The 15387-nt window shown below is 60.8% G+C and carries 11 protein-coding genes; 8 read left to right on the forward strand and 3 right to left on the reverse strand.

Annotation, left to right across the window (positions count from 1 at the left end; all coding sequences use genetic code 11):
• The first annotated feature begins 57 nt into the window (after positions 1-57).
• A complete protein-coding gene (locus HUU46_04115; GenBank protein NUM52809.1) occupies positions 58-615 on the forward strand; it encodes a hypothetical protein in 558 nt (185 codons plus the stop codon).
• A gap of 2 nt (positions 616-617) precedes the next feature.
• Here HUU46_04115 and HUU46_04120 read toward each other — a convergent pair whose 3' ends face one another.
• Together HUU46_04120 and HUU46_04125 are read right to left on the reverse strand one after the other, a co-directional pair.
• On the reverse strand, positions 618-845 hold the full coding sequence (locus HUU46_04120) for a DUF1232 domain-containing protein (protein NUM52810.1): 228 nt from the start codon (positions 843-845) through the stop codon (positions 618-620).
• Between the two features lie 81 nt (positions 846-926).
• Positions 927-1796: a DUF4230 domain-containing protein gene (locus tag HUU46_04125; protein ID NUM52811.1), complete on the reverse strand. Its 870-nt coding sequence runs from the start codon at positions 1794-1796 to the stop codon at positions 927-929.
• A 455-nt stretch (positions 1797-2251) separates the two neighbouring features.
• Between HUU46_04125 and HUU46_04130 the strand changes: the two genes are divergently transcribed.
• From HUU46_04130 to HUU46_04150, 5 genes are read left to right on the forward strand one after another with little or no spacing between them, the layout of a single operon-like run.
• Positions 2252-3943: a hypothetical protein gene (locus tag HUU46_04130; protein ID NUM52812.1), complete on the forward strand. Its 1692-nt coding sequence runs from the start codon at positions 2252-2254 to the stop codon at positions 3941-3943.
• Positions 3944-3946: 3 nt separating this feature from the next.
• Positions 3947-5191: a beta-ketoacyl-[acyl-carrier-protein] synthase family protein gene (locus HUU46_04135; GenBank protein NUM52813.1), complete on the forward strand. Its 1245-nt coding sequence runs from the start codon at positions 3947-3949 to the stop codon at positions 5189-5191.
• A complete protein-coding gene (locus tag HUU46_04140) occupies positions 5191-7710 on the forward strand; it encodes a GAF domain-containing protein (protein ID NUM52814.1) in 2520 nt (839 codons plus the stop codon). The genes HUU46_04135 and HUU46_04140 overlap by 1 nt, the downstream gene beginning before the upstream one ends.
• Before the next feature lies 1 nt (position 7711).
• Complete coding sequence (locus HUU46_04145; GenBank protein NUM52815.1) at positions 7712-9676, forward strand: GAF domain-containing protein; 1965 nt, start codon at positions 7712-7714, stop codon at positions 9674-9676.
• The gene (locus HUU46_04150; GenBank protein ID NUM52816.1) at positions 9654-11057 is read left to right on the forward strand and encodes a sigma-54-dependent Fis family transcriptional regulator; all 1404 of its coding nucleotides are present in this window, start codon (positions 9654-9656) and stop codon (positions 11055-11057) included. The genes HUU46_04145 and HUU46_04150 overlap by 23 nt, the downstream gene beginning before the upstream one ends.
• On the opposite strand, the gene HUU46_04155 is transcribed toward HUU46_04150, so the two are convergent.
• On the reverse strand, positions 11054-11350 hold the full coding sequence (locus HUU46_04155; protein ID NUM52817.1) for a Dabb family protein: 297 nt from the start codon (positions 11348-11350) through the stop codon (positions 11054-11056). The two genes, HUU46_04150 and HUU46_04155, sit on opposite strands and share 4 nt — an antisense overlap.
• A gap of 261 nt (positions 11351-11611) precedes the next feature.
• Between HUU46_04155 and HUU46_04160 the strand changes: the two genes are divergently transcribed.
• Both HUU46_04160 and HUU46_04165 read left to right on the forward strand, forming a co-directional pair.
• Positions 11612-12637 (forward strand): Gfo/Idh/MocA family oxidoreductase, encoded by a 1026-nt coding sequence (locus tag HUU46_04160; protein ID NUM52818.1) that lies wholly within the window; start codon positions 11612-11614, stop codon positions 12635-12637.
• A 245-nt stretch (positions 12638-12882) separates the two neighbouring features.
• Positions 12883-15225, forward strand: coding sequence for an alpha-galactosidase (locus HUU46_04165; GenBank protein ID NUM52819.1), 2343 nt, complete (start codon positions 12883-12885; stop codon positions 15223-15225).
• Positions 15226-15387: the final 162 nt, after the last annotated feature.

Below are 15387 nucleotides of genomic sequence, written 5' to 3' on the forward strand. Positions count from 1 at the left end.
TATTTCCAAGCAGAATGAGGGGATAGCGGGGGCAACACTTCGGAAGGGAGCTGGGCAATGGCCAGCGGCCAGGTTCTGTACGCGCGGTTCGAGGACGTCTATGTCCTCAAATTCGTTGGATCAATTGGATTTACAGACGATTGGACATTCCCATTGAGCAAGTCCGCGCGACTGTTCATCGATCGCCTGCTCGGGCAAGACGACTACGAAAACATCGTTGTCGACCTGACTGAATGCGATGGTATGGACAGCACCAACCTCGGCTTGCTCGCCGAAGTTGGCAGGCTATCGATGGACCGCTTCAACCGCAAGGCGTCGATCCTCGTGCCTGAAGGCGGCCGCATGATGCGCAACCTGAAGGTCACTGGCTTCGATGCCTTGTTCACGATCCTCGATGTGGACACGCCCATCCGTGGCGATCTCGAACCGCTGCGCGAGGTGTCGGATTCCGAACTGAGCGTCGCGCGCATGCTGCTCGAAGCGCATCAAACCTTGTCGAACATGAACGAGTCCAACAAGCTCATGTTCAAGAACGTCATCGAGGCGCTCGAGGCGGACGTTGCGCGTCTCGAATCCGAGCAGGGGGGATCGGGCACAGGCAATTCGAAGGCGTAGGGTTATTTGGTTTCCTTCGGCGGCGTAACGTCGATCACCTCGCGCGTCTCGATCTGCTTCCGGCGGCCAAAGGGCAGGATATCGATGCCGAGATACCGCAAACTCGAGAACAAGAGAGCTGCGGCCGCCGCTTCGTCAAGATTGCCCACTATAGGGAGCGCGTCCGGCAACTCGAAAACCCCAACTGTAAAGTTCAGCAGGTACACAGTGGAAATGAGTACGCCGAGCATTGCGACACCCTGACCGAAGCAGCCCGGCCCTCGCTCTTCCACGACAACGATCTTTTCCTGCGGCAATGTGTGATTTACCCTTTACGCGCTCTTTTCAGGCTCGTCGTCAATGAATGCGATGTTCAGTTCGACGTCCTCGCGCAGGTTCGGCATCCAGCCTTTGAGCAATTCGCGAACGGTCCTCTCGGCCGCTGCTCTCGCCTTGTCCTGCAATATCGGGTTCGCGCCTTCCCGCAGCACAGCGTCGCGCAACTCCCGCTTCGCTTCCTCCAACAAGAAGTCGCCGGAAAACATCTGCAGTCTGCCCCAGCCCACTTCTGTCTGCGTGTCTATCGAATCCGGGTTGCTCTGCACTTCGACGACATCCGGATCCACGCGTGGCGCCGGAAGCGTCACGCACAACGATTTGTCCTCCGGATCGAAGGTGACATCGTCCTGATCGAAGGCCTGGAGAGGGATGACATACTGGACCCTGTTGTCGCGTACGCGCAGCCGCACCGTTGTGTCGCCCAGTTTGAACGACTCCCAGAGCACGCGTTTCTCGCTCGACTTGTCGATCTCGACGTCCACGTCCGTCGTCAACACGACCAGCTTCGATTCGTGTTTAACATTCTCGATGCCGCTGGATACAATTGTGCTTACATTAACCTCGGGCTTGAACGCCGCCGCCAACCGATCCGGTACGCGCGCCATTTCTTCAATCGCCGTTGTCGCGGCGGCGCCACCCGTCTCGATCACTTTCGCGGGGACGGAATACATTACGGTGTAGATTAGAAAAGTCGCGGCGGCTATCGCGCCAAGAAACACCGCCGCCACCGCCCACGCTGCGGTTGGCGCGCGCCGTATGACCACCCGCGTTGTAACCGGCTCTTCCGGCGGCCGCTCCGCACTGGGAACTGCGGGCGCATCGTCGACGGGGGCGGGGAGCGTCGCTTCCGCTTGTACTGCCACGACAGACGAAGCAGTCTCCTCGGTTCTTTCGCTCGAGTCCGACATGGGTTAACTCCGCTGGACAGGCCTCATCGTACAGATGACCGTAATTATAATCTCCTCCGAAACGGTGTAGTTCCAGTCGCGGCAAGCAATCGATCCGCTCCGCTTAGACACGATAGTCCTCTTTCGCGGTTAGACTCTGCTGTGACGAGAATCGTTTACACGCATCCAGAAGAATGTAAATCGTTAAGTGACAGCCTCTTATAGCTTTAGCAACGGTCGCCCGATGCGCGGATTACCACATCTTGTGGCCGTTAATTTGCTATTGCGTACATATAGTAGACCTGATATAATCCCCACGATATGTTGGGTGTACCAGGGCCAAGGATGACCCTCGACGACGGTCAATTGTGGTATCTGGCGCTCGTACGCACGCGGCAGCGGTGGGGTTTTGCCGGCGGCAGGGAGCCATTATGAAGACACGCAGCGTCCTCCTCTATTTTCCAGGGTATCCCTTTGATCCAACAATACTTACGCCGAATAGACCGCTCGCATCCGTTGCGGGAAGCCTGCTCGACCAAGGCCACGAAACGCGCATTCTAGACTTCGGCACCGCGGAGACCGTCGCGCGGCTTGTCGCGGGCAAGGCGTCTGCCCACATGGAGCGGATTGCCGGGCACTGTCTTGACCAGGCTGCAGCGAATCCGCTTCAAACCCTGCACGTGCTCTGGCACGCGCGAGGCGCCGACCGCGCGTTCCGCGACCGGCGTATGCGGTTCGCCCGTGAAATAGCGAACCAGCTCGGCGCGCAGCGCGGTCTTCACTTTGCTGCGTTCATGATGAATACCGTGGAAGACCTCACGAGCACGTTGGCGATTGTCGCTCCCCTGCGCGAGCTGGCGCCGCGGCTGAAGCTTGTCGGCTTCGGAGAAATGGCGCATTTGTTCGGCGAAACTCTTTCCGCCGAACCGAACGCGTTCGATTGCCTCTGCGTCGACGAACCAGAGTCCACGCTCGCCGCGCTGGCCGAGCGAATTGACACGCCGCAGGGTTGGGCGCACATTCCGAATCTTGCATATAAAGACGGGACGCGGGTCCGCGTTTCGCGCCGAGAAGTGGCGGCAAGTCTTTCGGGTTTGCCGGCGCCCGCGTACGAACCCGACGTCTATCCCGCGCTGAAGGCCGAACAAAAAATTCGCGTCTTCACCATTGACGAATGCAGGCCTTCTGCAAGCTACTGCCACGCCGCGCCGCTAGAAGCGGCAGAGCCGCCGCGCGTACGTTCGGTGGCGTCGGTGTGCAACGAGATGTGGCGCATCGGCACGTTGTTTGGCGCACGTGCCTTCCACTTCTCCGGCGAGTCGGCGCCTGCGTCGCACGTCAGCGCCGTTGCGCACGAGTTGATGCGGCGTGGCATGTCCACCATATACACGCGCGCTTCGAGTATTGCGCACGCGGTGCCGGCAACATTCCCGGCGTTGTATTCGTCTGGTTGCGTTGCGATGTCGTTCCCGATCGATACGGGCAGCCAGCGCCTTCTGGACACGTTTTACGGGCGCGATTTCACGATCACCGACGTCGAGCGTGTCCTGCGGTGCGTGAAGTCGATCGGCATGCTCGCGATTGCGCGGTTCACGTACCCCACGCCCGCGGACGATTACCACACCCGCGCGGAGACAATGCGGTTGATCGAACGGACAACGCCGCACGCGGCTCCGGTTGCGCTGCCCGCGGTGCTGCCCGGCACGCGCTGGTATTCGGATGCGCGGCTGCTCGGATTCGAGATTGAATCGTTGCGGAATCACAGAGACGCTCTCGCGACCGGACGGCGCTTTCCCGCGTTGCCCGGCAATTTCCGGCAGACCCGCACCAACCTCGGAATGAGCGATTATGAGGTTTCCTCATTACACCACGATCTCGTTCGCGAGATCGAGCACCGCGGCGTGCCCGCTTCTTTGCCGGATGATTATGTCCGTCTTGCCTGTATCATGGGGGACGCGGGACGCGAACAGGAGTTTGCCGCCCGCGTGCAGCGCGATTTTACGCGGGGCGACGCGATGGGCATCGCCACGCTTGTGGATTTGGTCAATGAAGTCGCATGCGTTTCGGCCAAGCGCATGGCGCTCAAAGCGCCCGACGCCGAACGTATCGCGGTAGGGAACTAAATTGTGCCGGTTGATCGCATTGTCATTACGGGGGCCGGGATTCTCGCCTGCAACGGCATCGGCATGCCCGCGTTTTGGGACGCGCTGCGAAACGGAAGGTCCGGTATCGGCCACATTACGCGATTCGATACGTCACCCTTTCCTTGCCACATCGGCGGACAACTCTGGGACTTCAATCCCGAGGATTTTCTAAGCAAGGCCGACGTCAAGCGCTGGCACAGCCACGTACACCAGTCCGTCGCCTGCGCAAAACTCGCGCACGCGGACGCGGCGTTCGACACCGCGCGCTACGCGCCCGAGCGCGTGGCCGTTGGTTTCGGAACCAGCGTCGGCGCGCCGGACGAACACTACCTTCGTTACCGCGAGACCTTCGAATCACACGGGTGGGACAAGATCGACAAGTTTGCGTCGTCGGCCTCGTCGGGTCACGCGGCGACGGCAAACGTCAGTTCGACCTTCAAGTTCCGCGGGCCCGCCACCACGATTGCGAGCGGTTGCGCCACAGGTCTCGACGTTCTGCAGTGGGGCGTCGAGCAATTGCGCTACGGTCACGCCGACGCGGCCATCGTCGGCGCGTCCGAATCGCCGTTGACGCCGCTAACCATGGCGGTGAGTTGTTCGCTGAACATCGTCTCGAAGCGCAACGACGATCCGGCGAAGGCGATGCGGCCGTTCGACAAACATAGCGACGGCATTGTGCTCAGCGAAGGCGCCGGCGCGGTGATCCTCGAACGCGAATCGAACGCGCGCGCGCGCGGCGCGAGAATCTATGCCGAACTCGCGGGCTACGCCGCGGCCGCGGAAGGCAATAACCCGCTCGTCATCGATAAGGAAGGCAAGGCCCTTGCCCGCGCGATCGAGAATGCGCTGCGCGCCGCGGGCATGCGAAACGAAGAGTTGGACGCGGCAATCTGCCACGGCGTGTCGCTGCCCATGTACGACCGCAGCGAATCCGCCGCATACAAACGCGCGCTCGGCAGGCATGCATACCACATCCCCATCAGCGCGCCCAAATCCATGACGGGCCAACCCTACGCCGCCGGCGGATTGCTGGGAATCGCCGCGGCGATTCTCGCGCTGGAACACGGTGTCATGCCGCCCACGATCAACCTTGATGAACCCGACCCCGAATGCGATCTCGACTACGTCCCGCACACATCGCGGCTGAATGATGTCCGCTCCGCTCTCGTTACGGCCATGAGTTTCGGAGGCACGCACAGCGGCGTCGTTCTGCGGAAGTGCGCGTAATGGAACTGGCCATCACGTCGGGGTTCCTCGCGGCCTCGGCAGTCTCGTGCGTATTGCTTGCCGCGATCGTATTGATCCGATCGCGCCGCACCGCCGTTCATTGGGCGTTTATCGCGTTGTGCGCCGACCTTGGATTGTGGACCACCGCAATTCTCCTCGTCGTGCGCGCGGACAGCGTTGAAGCCGCGCACACCTACGTGAATGCGTGCTTCTGGTTCGCATGCTTCATGCCCGCCGCGTATTACACCTTCATCAGCCTCTTCCCGCGCGGCAAGTTCGACGGGTCGATCGTTCTCCTGGGTATTCTCGCTGTATCGGGGACGCTGCTATTGCTGCTCTCGCTGACGCTGGAGTCGCAGTACGTGCGCGAAATTACGCTAACGCCCGGGTCGGCGCCGAAAGTGCGCTACGGCCCGCTTCTCAGCGGGTTCTCCGCGTTGTGCGCGCTTGTGTTCATTTCGATGCACTTCAACCTGTATCGAAAACTGCGCCGCTCCGCCGGTATAGAACGGCGCCAGATTCAGCACGTCTTTCTGGGCATTCTTACCGCAACGTTGACCGGCGTTCTCACGAATGTCGTCGGACCGCTCGTCGGCGTGTACGACATGGAACCGTACGGCCCCGTGTTCATCGTCGCGATGATGGGCTTCTTCGCGTACGCGATGGTGCGGTACCATCTGCTCGACATACTCACCATCCTGTCGCGTACCGCCGTCTTCGCCATATCGAGCGGTACGGTGGCGCTGGTGTTCATCAGTTCCGTGACCTTCGTACAGTGGGCCCTCAGCGTGTTCCCCGTGGTCAGCGAAGACCTGCGCACCGTCCTGCCCACCGTCATCGCGGCACTGGTAATCGTGCTCATCCTCGAACCGATACGCGAACGCGCCCAACTCATCCTGAACCGCGTCGTTATGCGGAGGCGCTACGACCTCAACCAGTTCCTCGCACGCGTCGGAAAAACGGCCGCGGAATGCGTAAAACTCGACGAATTACTCGACCGCGTGTCACGCGACATTCAATCCACGATCGGCGCTTCCGTCGTGCGGGTAATGCTCGTCGACGAGAAGGACCCCAATTCGCTCGTCACCGAGCACTCGACCAAACCCGAAGAGAAGGGAACGGTTACGCACGAGTACAGCGCGTTAATCGAACACATTCGCGCCTCGGGCGAAGCGCTTCTGCTCGAGAAGCTCGTCCACGATCGGGCCTCCGAGCAAATGGCGCAGGTTGCCGAAATGCTCGCCGAACTCGACGCGTATCTGTGCGTCCCGCTGGTTCGCACCAGCGGACTGGTCGGCATCGTCAACTGCGGACAAAAGTACTCACGCGACATCTATACCAACGAAGACGTCACTGCGTTCACGGCCTTGAGCAGCCCGCTCGCGACCGCCGTCGAAAACGCGCGCCTGTACCGCAAGCTCGATGAAGCCAACCAGCATCGCGCGCGCATCCTCGGCAGCATGCGCGGCGGCGTGATCGCGGTCGACACCGACGGGAAGATCACGACCGTGAACTACGGCGTGTCCGAAATTCTGGGACCCGTCGAACTGGGCGCCCACATTTCACAGCTCAACCCGCAGGTGGCCAACATACTCGAACAGACGCTGACGACCCGGCGGCCGGTGCTGGATTACGAAACCTTGATCGTCCGGCCCGATGAAGAGCGTGTACCAGTCGTGATGTCGTCTTCAATCCTCACGACCGGCGAAGACGAATTGTCGGGCGCGATGGTGGTGATCTACGACCTGACGCAGGTCAAGCGCCTGGAACAGAACGTTCAGCGGGCGCACCGGCTATCATCGGTAGGCACGTTAGCCGCAGGCATGGCGCATGAAATTAAGAATCCACTAGTTTCAATAAAAACGTTCTCGCAACTGCTCCCGCTTCGCTACGATGACCCCGATTTCCGCGCTACCTTCACCGACATCGTGCCGCACGAGGTCGAGCGAATAGACTCCATCGTAACGCGTTTGCTCCATTTCGCGCGGCCCAAGCCTGCCACTTTCGCACCGCAAGACCTCCGTGCTATTATAGAAGAGGTGCTGGTGCTGGTTGAGAACCAGTTGCGCAAGGGGAACATCACCGTTGAGACGGATTTCCCCGGACCGCGCGTCAACATCTACGGCGACGAGCAGCAGTTGCACCAGGTTTTTTTGAACCTGGTGCTGAACGCCGTGGATGCGATGCGCGAAAAAAGGCGCGGCATGCTTCGGGTGCGGGTGGACTACGAACGCATGCAGGTTCGGCGTGGCGCCAAGGGTTCGGCTCCGGAAATCGACTGCGTCAAAATCCGCGTCACCGACACGGGATGCGGGATGAGCAGCGAGAGTCTCGAGCGAATCTTCACGCCGTTCTACACGACAAAGGATGAAGGGACCGGGCTGGGGTTGTCGGTCGTGCATGGGATCGTGCAGGAGCACGGCGGGACCATTTACGTCGAGAGCGCTCCCGGTCAAGAGACGACATTCGTCATCACGCTCCCCATCGCGCACCGACTCTCCGAACAAAAAGGCGCGTAGCATGCGAGCAGTAGTCGTCGTGGCCGAGGAACTGGGGGTCCGCGAGGCGTTGGGTGCGGCCTTGCGCGAAACGTCCGTTGTATTCATCGAGCGAAGCGTGGATGACGCGTTGCGGCGAATGGTCACCGTTCCCGCCGATTTGGTCTTTTTGGACGATACGCCGAAGTTGGGTATCGAGGCGCTTGGTCGGTTGCAGGCCGAACTCCCGGGTGTGCCGATTATCGCGGTATTGGGCCGTGGGGACACCGAAACGCGCGCAAGCTACGTCGTCGCCGGCGCGAGCGCCTGCGTCACCAAACCGTTCTCGTGCGATGACCTGAATCGCGTCATCGATGAAGTGCTCGCCAGCCCCGCCCCACGGCCGCACACACAAATGCTCCTGCCGGCGGTAATGAGCGCGCCTGCGACCGTCGACCGCCACCAGACCGCGCTGCGTTGGATAAGCCGCGCAAACGCGATGCTCGACAATCCGGCGCGCCTCGCCGAATTGTTTGTCGAGGCCATGGCCGATATCTTTGGTGTGGCGCGATGCGCAGTACTCTTGGAGAATGACGGGGCCGTTCGCGTCGCGGCGTCGCAAGGACTGTCGCCTGTCGTCGCAGATTCGCTGCGCCTCTCGTTCACGGCGGGTCTTATGCGAACGCTGGAAGCGTCACCGGCGCTCACCGACCGCGCAACCGTCGCCGATCCGAATGCGGCCCGCGACATGTCGCTGCTCGGTGCGCGGCTCGCAGTGCCGCTCCTATCGGACGGAAACGTCGTCGGTGCATTCGCGATTGGCGACTCGCCGTCCGGCGGTGCATTTTCGCGCGACGATTGTGAGCTGCTCGCGCTGCTCGCGCGGACCGCGGGCGTCGCGCTGGAAAATGCGCGCCGTTACAGCACGGTCAGCCATCTGCACGGCCAGCTTCACACGATCATCGCGCGGCTTACGTCCGGTGTGGTGGTCGTTGCGCCCGACAAGACCGTGTCGATGATGAACGAAAGCGCGGAGAAGTTGCTGGCGATGCGAAGCCACGACATCGTCGGCTACAGCGTGCAGCGCCTTGGCTCCGCATTTGCGGATGTGGCGCTACGCGCAATGACCGAAGGCCGTCCGTTAGTGCGGCAGGAAGTGCGCGATCCCGCAACCGGCTCGACACTTGGCATCAGCGCGGCGCCCGCGGGCGATCACGGTGTGGCGTTGATCTTTGCGAAGGTCCCGCAGCGCGACGCCGATCGGGCGGGCGAGGACGTGCTGGGCAGTCCGTATTGGGAATTCCTGTCCGCGCGCGTCGCGCAGGAAGTGAAAAACCCGCTCGTCGCGATCAACACGTTTGCGCAACTGCTCCCGCGGAAGTACGAGTCGCCCGACTTCCGCACGCAATTCAGCGACGTCGTGCAGAAGGAAGTTACGCGCATTAACCGCGTGGTCGAGACGCTCTACGACTTCGCGCGCCCGCCTCGACTCGCCCGCCAGCGGTCGAGCGTCAACGAAATCGTCACCAACGTACTGAGTACTTTCGAGGACAAGCTCCGCGCGGCAAACATCTCGCTGACGACCGACTACGATATGTCAAATCCCATCGCCGAACTGGACCCGCTGTATTTCGCGCAGGCCCTGCACAATGTCATTCAAAATGCGTATGAAATGATGCCCGAAGGTGGTAAACTAAAAGTCGACACGCGCGCGCGGGGAGGCGCCTGCGAGGTTACCGTGTCGGATTCCGGTCCCGGCATCGACGCGGAAAACGCTCCGCTGGTCTTTCTACCGTTTTTCAGCACGCGCGAAACCGGGATGGGGTTGGGCTTGAGCGTGGCGCACCGCATCATGCGCCAACACCAGGGCGACCTCCGGCTCGTGTCGTCGAAGTCCGGTTCGACTTTTGTGTTTCTGGTACCAATAGGCGGGTCGCCGAAATCCGGCGCGCATGTAACGGACGGCGCACCAGCGGGGGTGATGAATGAAGACAGTCCTGGCCGTTGACGACGAACTCAGTGTCCGGGAAGCGTACCGGCTTATTCTCTCGGACAGGTATCGCGTGCTCCAGGCAGAGGATGGACCCGCCGCGCTCAAGATTCTGAACGAAACCCATGTCGATCTCGTGTTGCTCGACATGGTCATGCCCTCGATGTCCGGCATGGAAGTGCTCGACGCCATCGCAAGAATCGATCGTGACATCCCGGTCATCGTCGTTACCGCCGTAAAATCGGTCTCGTCCGCGGTCGATGCCATCAAGCGCGGCGCGCGCGAGTACGTAATTAAACCGTTCGACGTTGACGAACTCGCACTGAAAGTCGACCAGACGCTCGCCGATCACCAGAAGGACTGCGAGCTCACGCTGCTGCGCGAAGCGGAACTTCAGGGCTTCGAGTCGATTGTTGGCAACAGCCCTGCCCTCACTCAGGCCCTCACGATGGCGAAGCGGGCCATGCAGGTCGATTCGACTGTCCTCATCACCGGCGAGAGCGGCACGGGCAAGGACCTCATCGCCCGGGCCATTCACACCGGTGGCGCGCGCGCGAACAAGGCCTTTGTCGCAGTCGCGTGCTGCGCTATTCCGCATCAGCTTGTCGAAAGCGAATTGTTCGGCCACGAGAAGGGGTCCTTCACCGGCGCGACCGAAAAGCGCATCGGCAAGATGCAGGTCGCGGACCGCGGTACGCTGTTCCTCGATGAAATAGGGGAGATGCCTCTCGAGGCGCAGTCGAAACTATTGCGAGTCTTGCAGGACGGACGCTTCTATCCCGTCGGTAGCACGAAGGTAATCGAGGTCGACGTGCGCTTCGTCTGCGCGACAAACCGCAACCTGCGCGATGCCATCACGCAGGGCATCTTCCGCGAAGACCTTTATTACCGCGTCAACGTGCTAAACATTGAGACGCCCCCCTTGCGCCGCCGCAAAGAAGACATTCCAAGTCTCGTAAACTTCTTCATCGCGAAGCAGCGCCTGCGCGTCAATGCAAAGGTGAAGCGATTCGCGCCCGACGCGATGAACGTCATGACCCGTTATGAGTGGCCTGGCAATGTCCGAGAATTGCAGAATATGGTCGAGCGCATCCTCGTCATGAATATGACGGTCGAAGAAATCCGCGCCGAACACCTCGCCGGTATTTTGACTCCGTCGCAGCCGTCGGAAGCGTCTGCTCCGGCCGCGGTCTCGTCGCTCAGCGAATTTGAAGGCCTCACCCTCGAGGAAGCCACCCGCCGCGTCGAACGCCACCTCATCACCCGCGCCCTTGAAGAAGCCAGCTACGTCCAGTCCCGCGCCGCCGAAGCCCTCGGTACCACGCGCCGAATTCTTAAGTACAAGATGGATCAACTCGGCCTAGACCAAGGCGCGAGCGCGGCGAAAGAAGCAAGTTAGTTCGAGTCGTAGATCTGCACCTTTGTCCAGAGGGGGCTGAACGTTTCCACGAACGCTTTGTGGATGGGGTGGACCTGGTACGCGTCGTGGCCGGCGAGATCGTCGAACATGACGACCAAGGCAAAAGTATAGCTGCGGTCGATCACTGGCCGGTCGGTCGCCGCGGGGACGCCGACGAACATTTCCCGCACGGACTCGCACCCGCGCAACGATTCAAGGCCGCCACGAAACCGCGCCGTCTGTTCCAGTGTTAAGCCGTCTTTCAACCAAAAGTACACCGCGTGTACGAGCATTGACTTGACCCTTTCGTCCCCACGACCCGGCGAGACTATAGGAAATCGGAAGATTCATGAGCAAATTCGTTGCGCGATACGGGACGTTCGCTACGGATTCCGAAGGTTCGTGCTCCTGCGAGGCATCGTACTCGTAGTTCGATGTTCGAGATGCCGATTGCGACGACGAGTACGAGCACGAGTAAAAGCCGGTGACGGCCTTGATCGTATTCGCGACGCGTACTATCCTCAAGGTTTCATCGAGGGGAAGGAGTCCCAAATATGCCGCGTGCCGTCCACTTCCGCGCGGGGATCGTTGGCGCGGGCGCGATTGCGCAGGCCTGTCACATGCCGGGCTACATCCGGAACAAACACTGTGAACTTGTTGCGTTTGCCGATCCGTCTTCGGCACGTCACAAGGAGTTAGCCGACAAGTTTCCGGGTGTGCGCGGCTACACGTCGACAGAGGAAATGCTCGCGAAGGAAAAACTCGATATTATCAGCGTCTGCACGCCGAACAAGTATCACGCCGCAAATACGATTGCGGCACTAAGAGCCGGATGCCACGTCCTCTGCGAAAAACCGATCGCCGTGTCGTTGCAGGAAGCGGATCGCATGATCGCCGCCGCGAAGCAGGCACGCAAGAAACTCATGATCGGGTTTACCAACCGTCTTTATCGCGGCCCGCTCGCGTGCAAGCAGATGCTGCAACGCAAGGCGATCGGGAAACCGTTCATGTTCCGCGTCCGCTTCGCGCATGGCGGCCCATATCCTGGTTGGGCGAAGGACAAGTGGTTTTACGAGCCGGACATTTCCGCCGGCGGCGCGATGCTCGACATGGGCATCCACGCCATCGATCTTGCGCTGTGGCTCTACGGTCCCATTCGCGCCGTCTCCGCAAAAGTCGCGACCTTGGTCAAGCGCATTCCGGTAGACGACAACGCCGTCGTGCTGCTCGAATTTGCGAGCGGCGCACTCGGATACATTGAAGTGGGGTGGACGAGCAAGCCCGGTTTTACGGGTATCGAGCTGTACGGTACGGAGGGTTCGCTGATCTGCGATTACGTCCGCGGACTCCAATTGTGCAGCGGTAAGGCGTCGGCCGGCACAGACAGCGTCCGCGAATGGGAACTGCTTGACGACAAGCCGGCCACTGGCGGTTGGCCTGTCGAAATCGACTACTGGATGGACGTCGTGATGGGCCAGGAAAAACTGACCATGGACGGAGCAGCAGGCCGCGCCGCGCTCGAGGTCGCGCTCGCCGCCTACAAATCCAGCCGCACCGGCAAGCGCATAACAATCGGGTAACGTTGGAGTTCGGCGGGTCCGGTTCGCTGGGAACTTTCTCCCAATCGCGTGGATAAACAAAAGGGGTGTTTTGTTGTGTGCCGCGGAGGGAGGGGGAGTATATGCGCAATCGGGTCCCGCCGCACGGCTTAGTCCCGCCTTTGCATGGCAGTCCTTCACGTCCCCATCCGGCGTGCAGATCCATTTCATTGAAGTGCGCGATACGGTGCTTCCTTCGATGTGGCATTGCGTCGCGGTCGACCCTTGTGCTCGCCGCGATGTTCATCGCCGTCACGTCCGACGCGCAATTCTTCTTCCGAAACAAGGATGCGCGCGGCACCAGCGCGGGTTCCTACGAGGTCACACTCCTTAACAGCGGTCAGGCGAACGTGCAGCATTCGTCTCGGAATCCGATCTTCGAGAATGCGCGGCCGATGATTTGGTTCGACGGGGAAGTAGCGCCGGCGCCATTGCCCGTTTCCGGAAATGTCAGCAAGCGTAATGACATCAGCGACGCACTTGGCAAAGGCCAAGGCTTGACCATTGAACGCGGCGAGTGCGTGTGGTCGTTGCGCATCTATCCCGCCGAACCGTTCTTTTGCGCGCAGGTCGCGTATACAAACCAAACGAAGGAGCCGGTACGAGTCCGGATGTTGTCGCCATGGACGGCCGGTGACGGTAAGCGCGGCGGCTTCACGCTCGGCGACGGCACCGCAACGTGTACCGTGCTCGAAGGCGGCAAGACGTTTCCGGGTGACACGGGCATCGCCGGTCTGCGTACCGGCCCGGGCGAATGCCTGTGGAACCTTGCCGCGCTGAACTCGAAAACAGACCGCAATCTCGTGGCCGGTTTTCTGGCATACACCACCGGCTACGGAAAACTGCGGATTACGCCGCCGTCGGGAAAAGGACGCGATCACTGGTTCTCCGAGTTCGCCGCGGAATGTGTCTACGATCCGCCCGTCACCGTTCAGCCGGGGCAACAACTCGTTTCCGAACCGCTCTACCTTGGCGTATCGGAAGAAAACGTCCTCGAAGGTCTCGAACGCTACGGGTGGGCGCTTGCATCGGCGAACAATATCAATCGCGAACAAATGTCGTTCCTGCCGCACGGGTGGGACTCATGGAGCACGGAGTACCGTAACGACATTAGCGAAGCGAAAGTAATCGAAAACCTCGAGTTCCTCTCGACAAACCTCGCACGGTACGGCTGGAACACGATGGCCATAGACGACGGATGGCAAGTCGCGCTCGGCGATTGGGACCCGAGTCCCGAACGTTTTCCGAACGGTATGAAGCCGGTTGCCGACGCGATTCACGCGAAACAGATGACCGCCAGCCTGTGGGTCGCGCCGTTTCGCGTGAATGTTGAAAGCGCATTGGCGAAGGCGCACCCGGAATGGTTGCGTGCGCCCAATGAACTCGGCAAGCAGGTAGTGGGGGAGAAGGACCGCATTCTCGATGTCACAGCGCCCGGCGCATACGAGTGGGTGCGCGATCTCGCAAAGAAAGTAACGCAGGATTGGGGGTTCGACGCGATCATGGAAGCGGACTTCGCGTATTACCTGCCGCTCGCGGAGTCGTATCACGACTCCACGCTCACGCGCGTCGAGGTCTATCGAAAAGGCATGCAGGCGCTTCGCGAGGGGATGGGCAATGACAAGTTCCTCATGGGCCTCGCGCCACACCCCATCACCGGTATGTACGCCCAGGGCATGCGCCTCGGCAACGATTGCGCGCCCATTTGGCGAAAGACGCCCGATAAATGGCCGTGGGGCGCCGTCGAGTCGCTGAGCAACGCCGCGCGCAAGTATTACTACGCGCCGTGGGTGTGGCGTGCAGACCAGGATTGCGTCTTCTTTGCGCACGAAGAAACGCGCAATCGGTGGGAGGTTGCCGAGCAGCCCGCGCTGACGCACGACGAATCGATCGCATGGCTCACCGGCGCGGCGCTTACCGGCGGTATCGTGAAAATCGGCGACCGCTTCAGCGCGCTCGCGCCAAACGAAATCGCCGCGCTGCAAAAGGTGTTGCCCGTCCTCGACCGGCCCGCGCGCCCGGTCGATCTGTTTCGCGAAGAAAATCCGCGTATCTGGGTCCTGCCGGTGAAGGCCGCGTTCGGCGAGTGGACGATCGTCGGCGTGTTCAACTGGAGCGATCAAGAACAGGTCAATACGCTCGACTTTCGCGAACTCGGCCTCGCGTCAAACGCGTACTACACCGTCTACGGATTCTGGGAAGACAAATACTACGGCACCGCGGAGAAACAGGTGCAGGTCGCCGTGCCGCCGCGTGGCGTGCGCCTGCTCTCGTTCCGGCAATACGAAGGCCGCCCGATGCTTCTCGCGACTAGCCGCCATTTCTCCGGAGGAGCTACCGACTTTACTGCGCTACATTGGCACGACGACGAACGACGCCTCGACGCTGCGTTCAATGGCGTCGCGAACACCGTCTACAAGCTTCGCGTATTCGTGCCGGAGGGATTCGACGAGCCTACCGTGAAAGTGTCCTGCGGCGAGGCAACGACCGCAATGGAAGGCCGTGTCCTCGCCATCGAGTTCACCTGTGCCGAAGCTGTCCCGGTCGAATGGAGCGTCGCGTTCAAATAACACGACATGCCCGCGTCGCCCGCCTTCGTCTAAACCTTTTTTGCCGGACTGCTATCCAACGAGATGGTGAGAAGTTCGAACTCTGTTCAGGGCGACAACATCGGAGTTGAATACGTACCCATGAACGGGCGAGCGAAACTGAGATTGGCATGGCCATGGTGG

It is taken from the genome of Candidatus Hydrogenedentota bacterium (assembly GCA_013359265.1).
Taxonomy (GTDB): Bacteria; Hydrogenedentota; Hydrogenedentia; order Hydrogenedentales; family SLHB01; genus JABWCD01.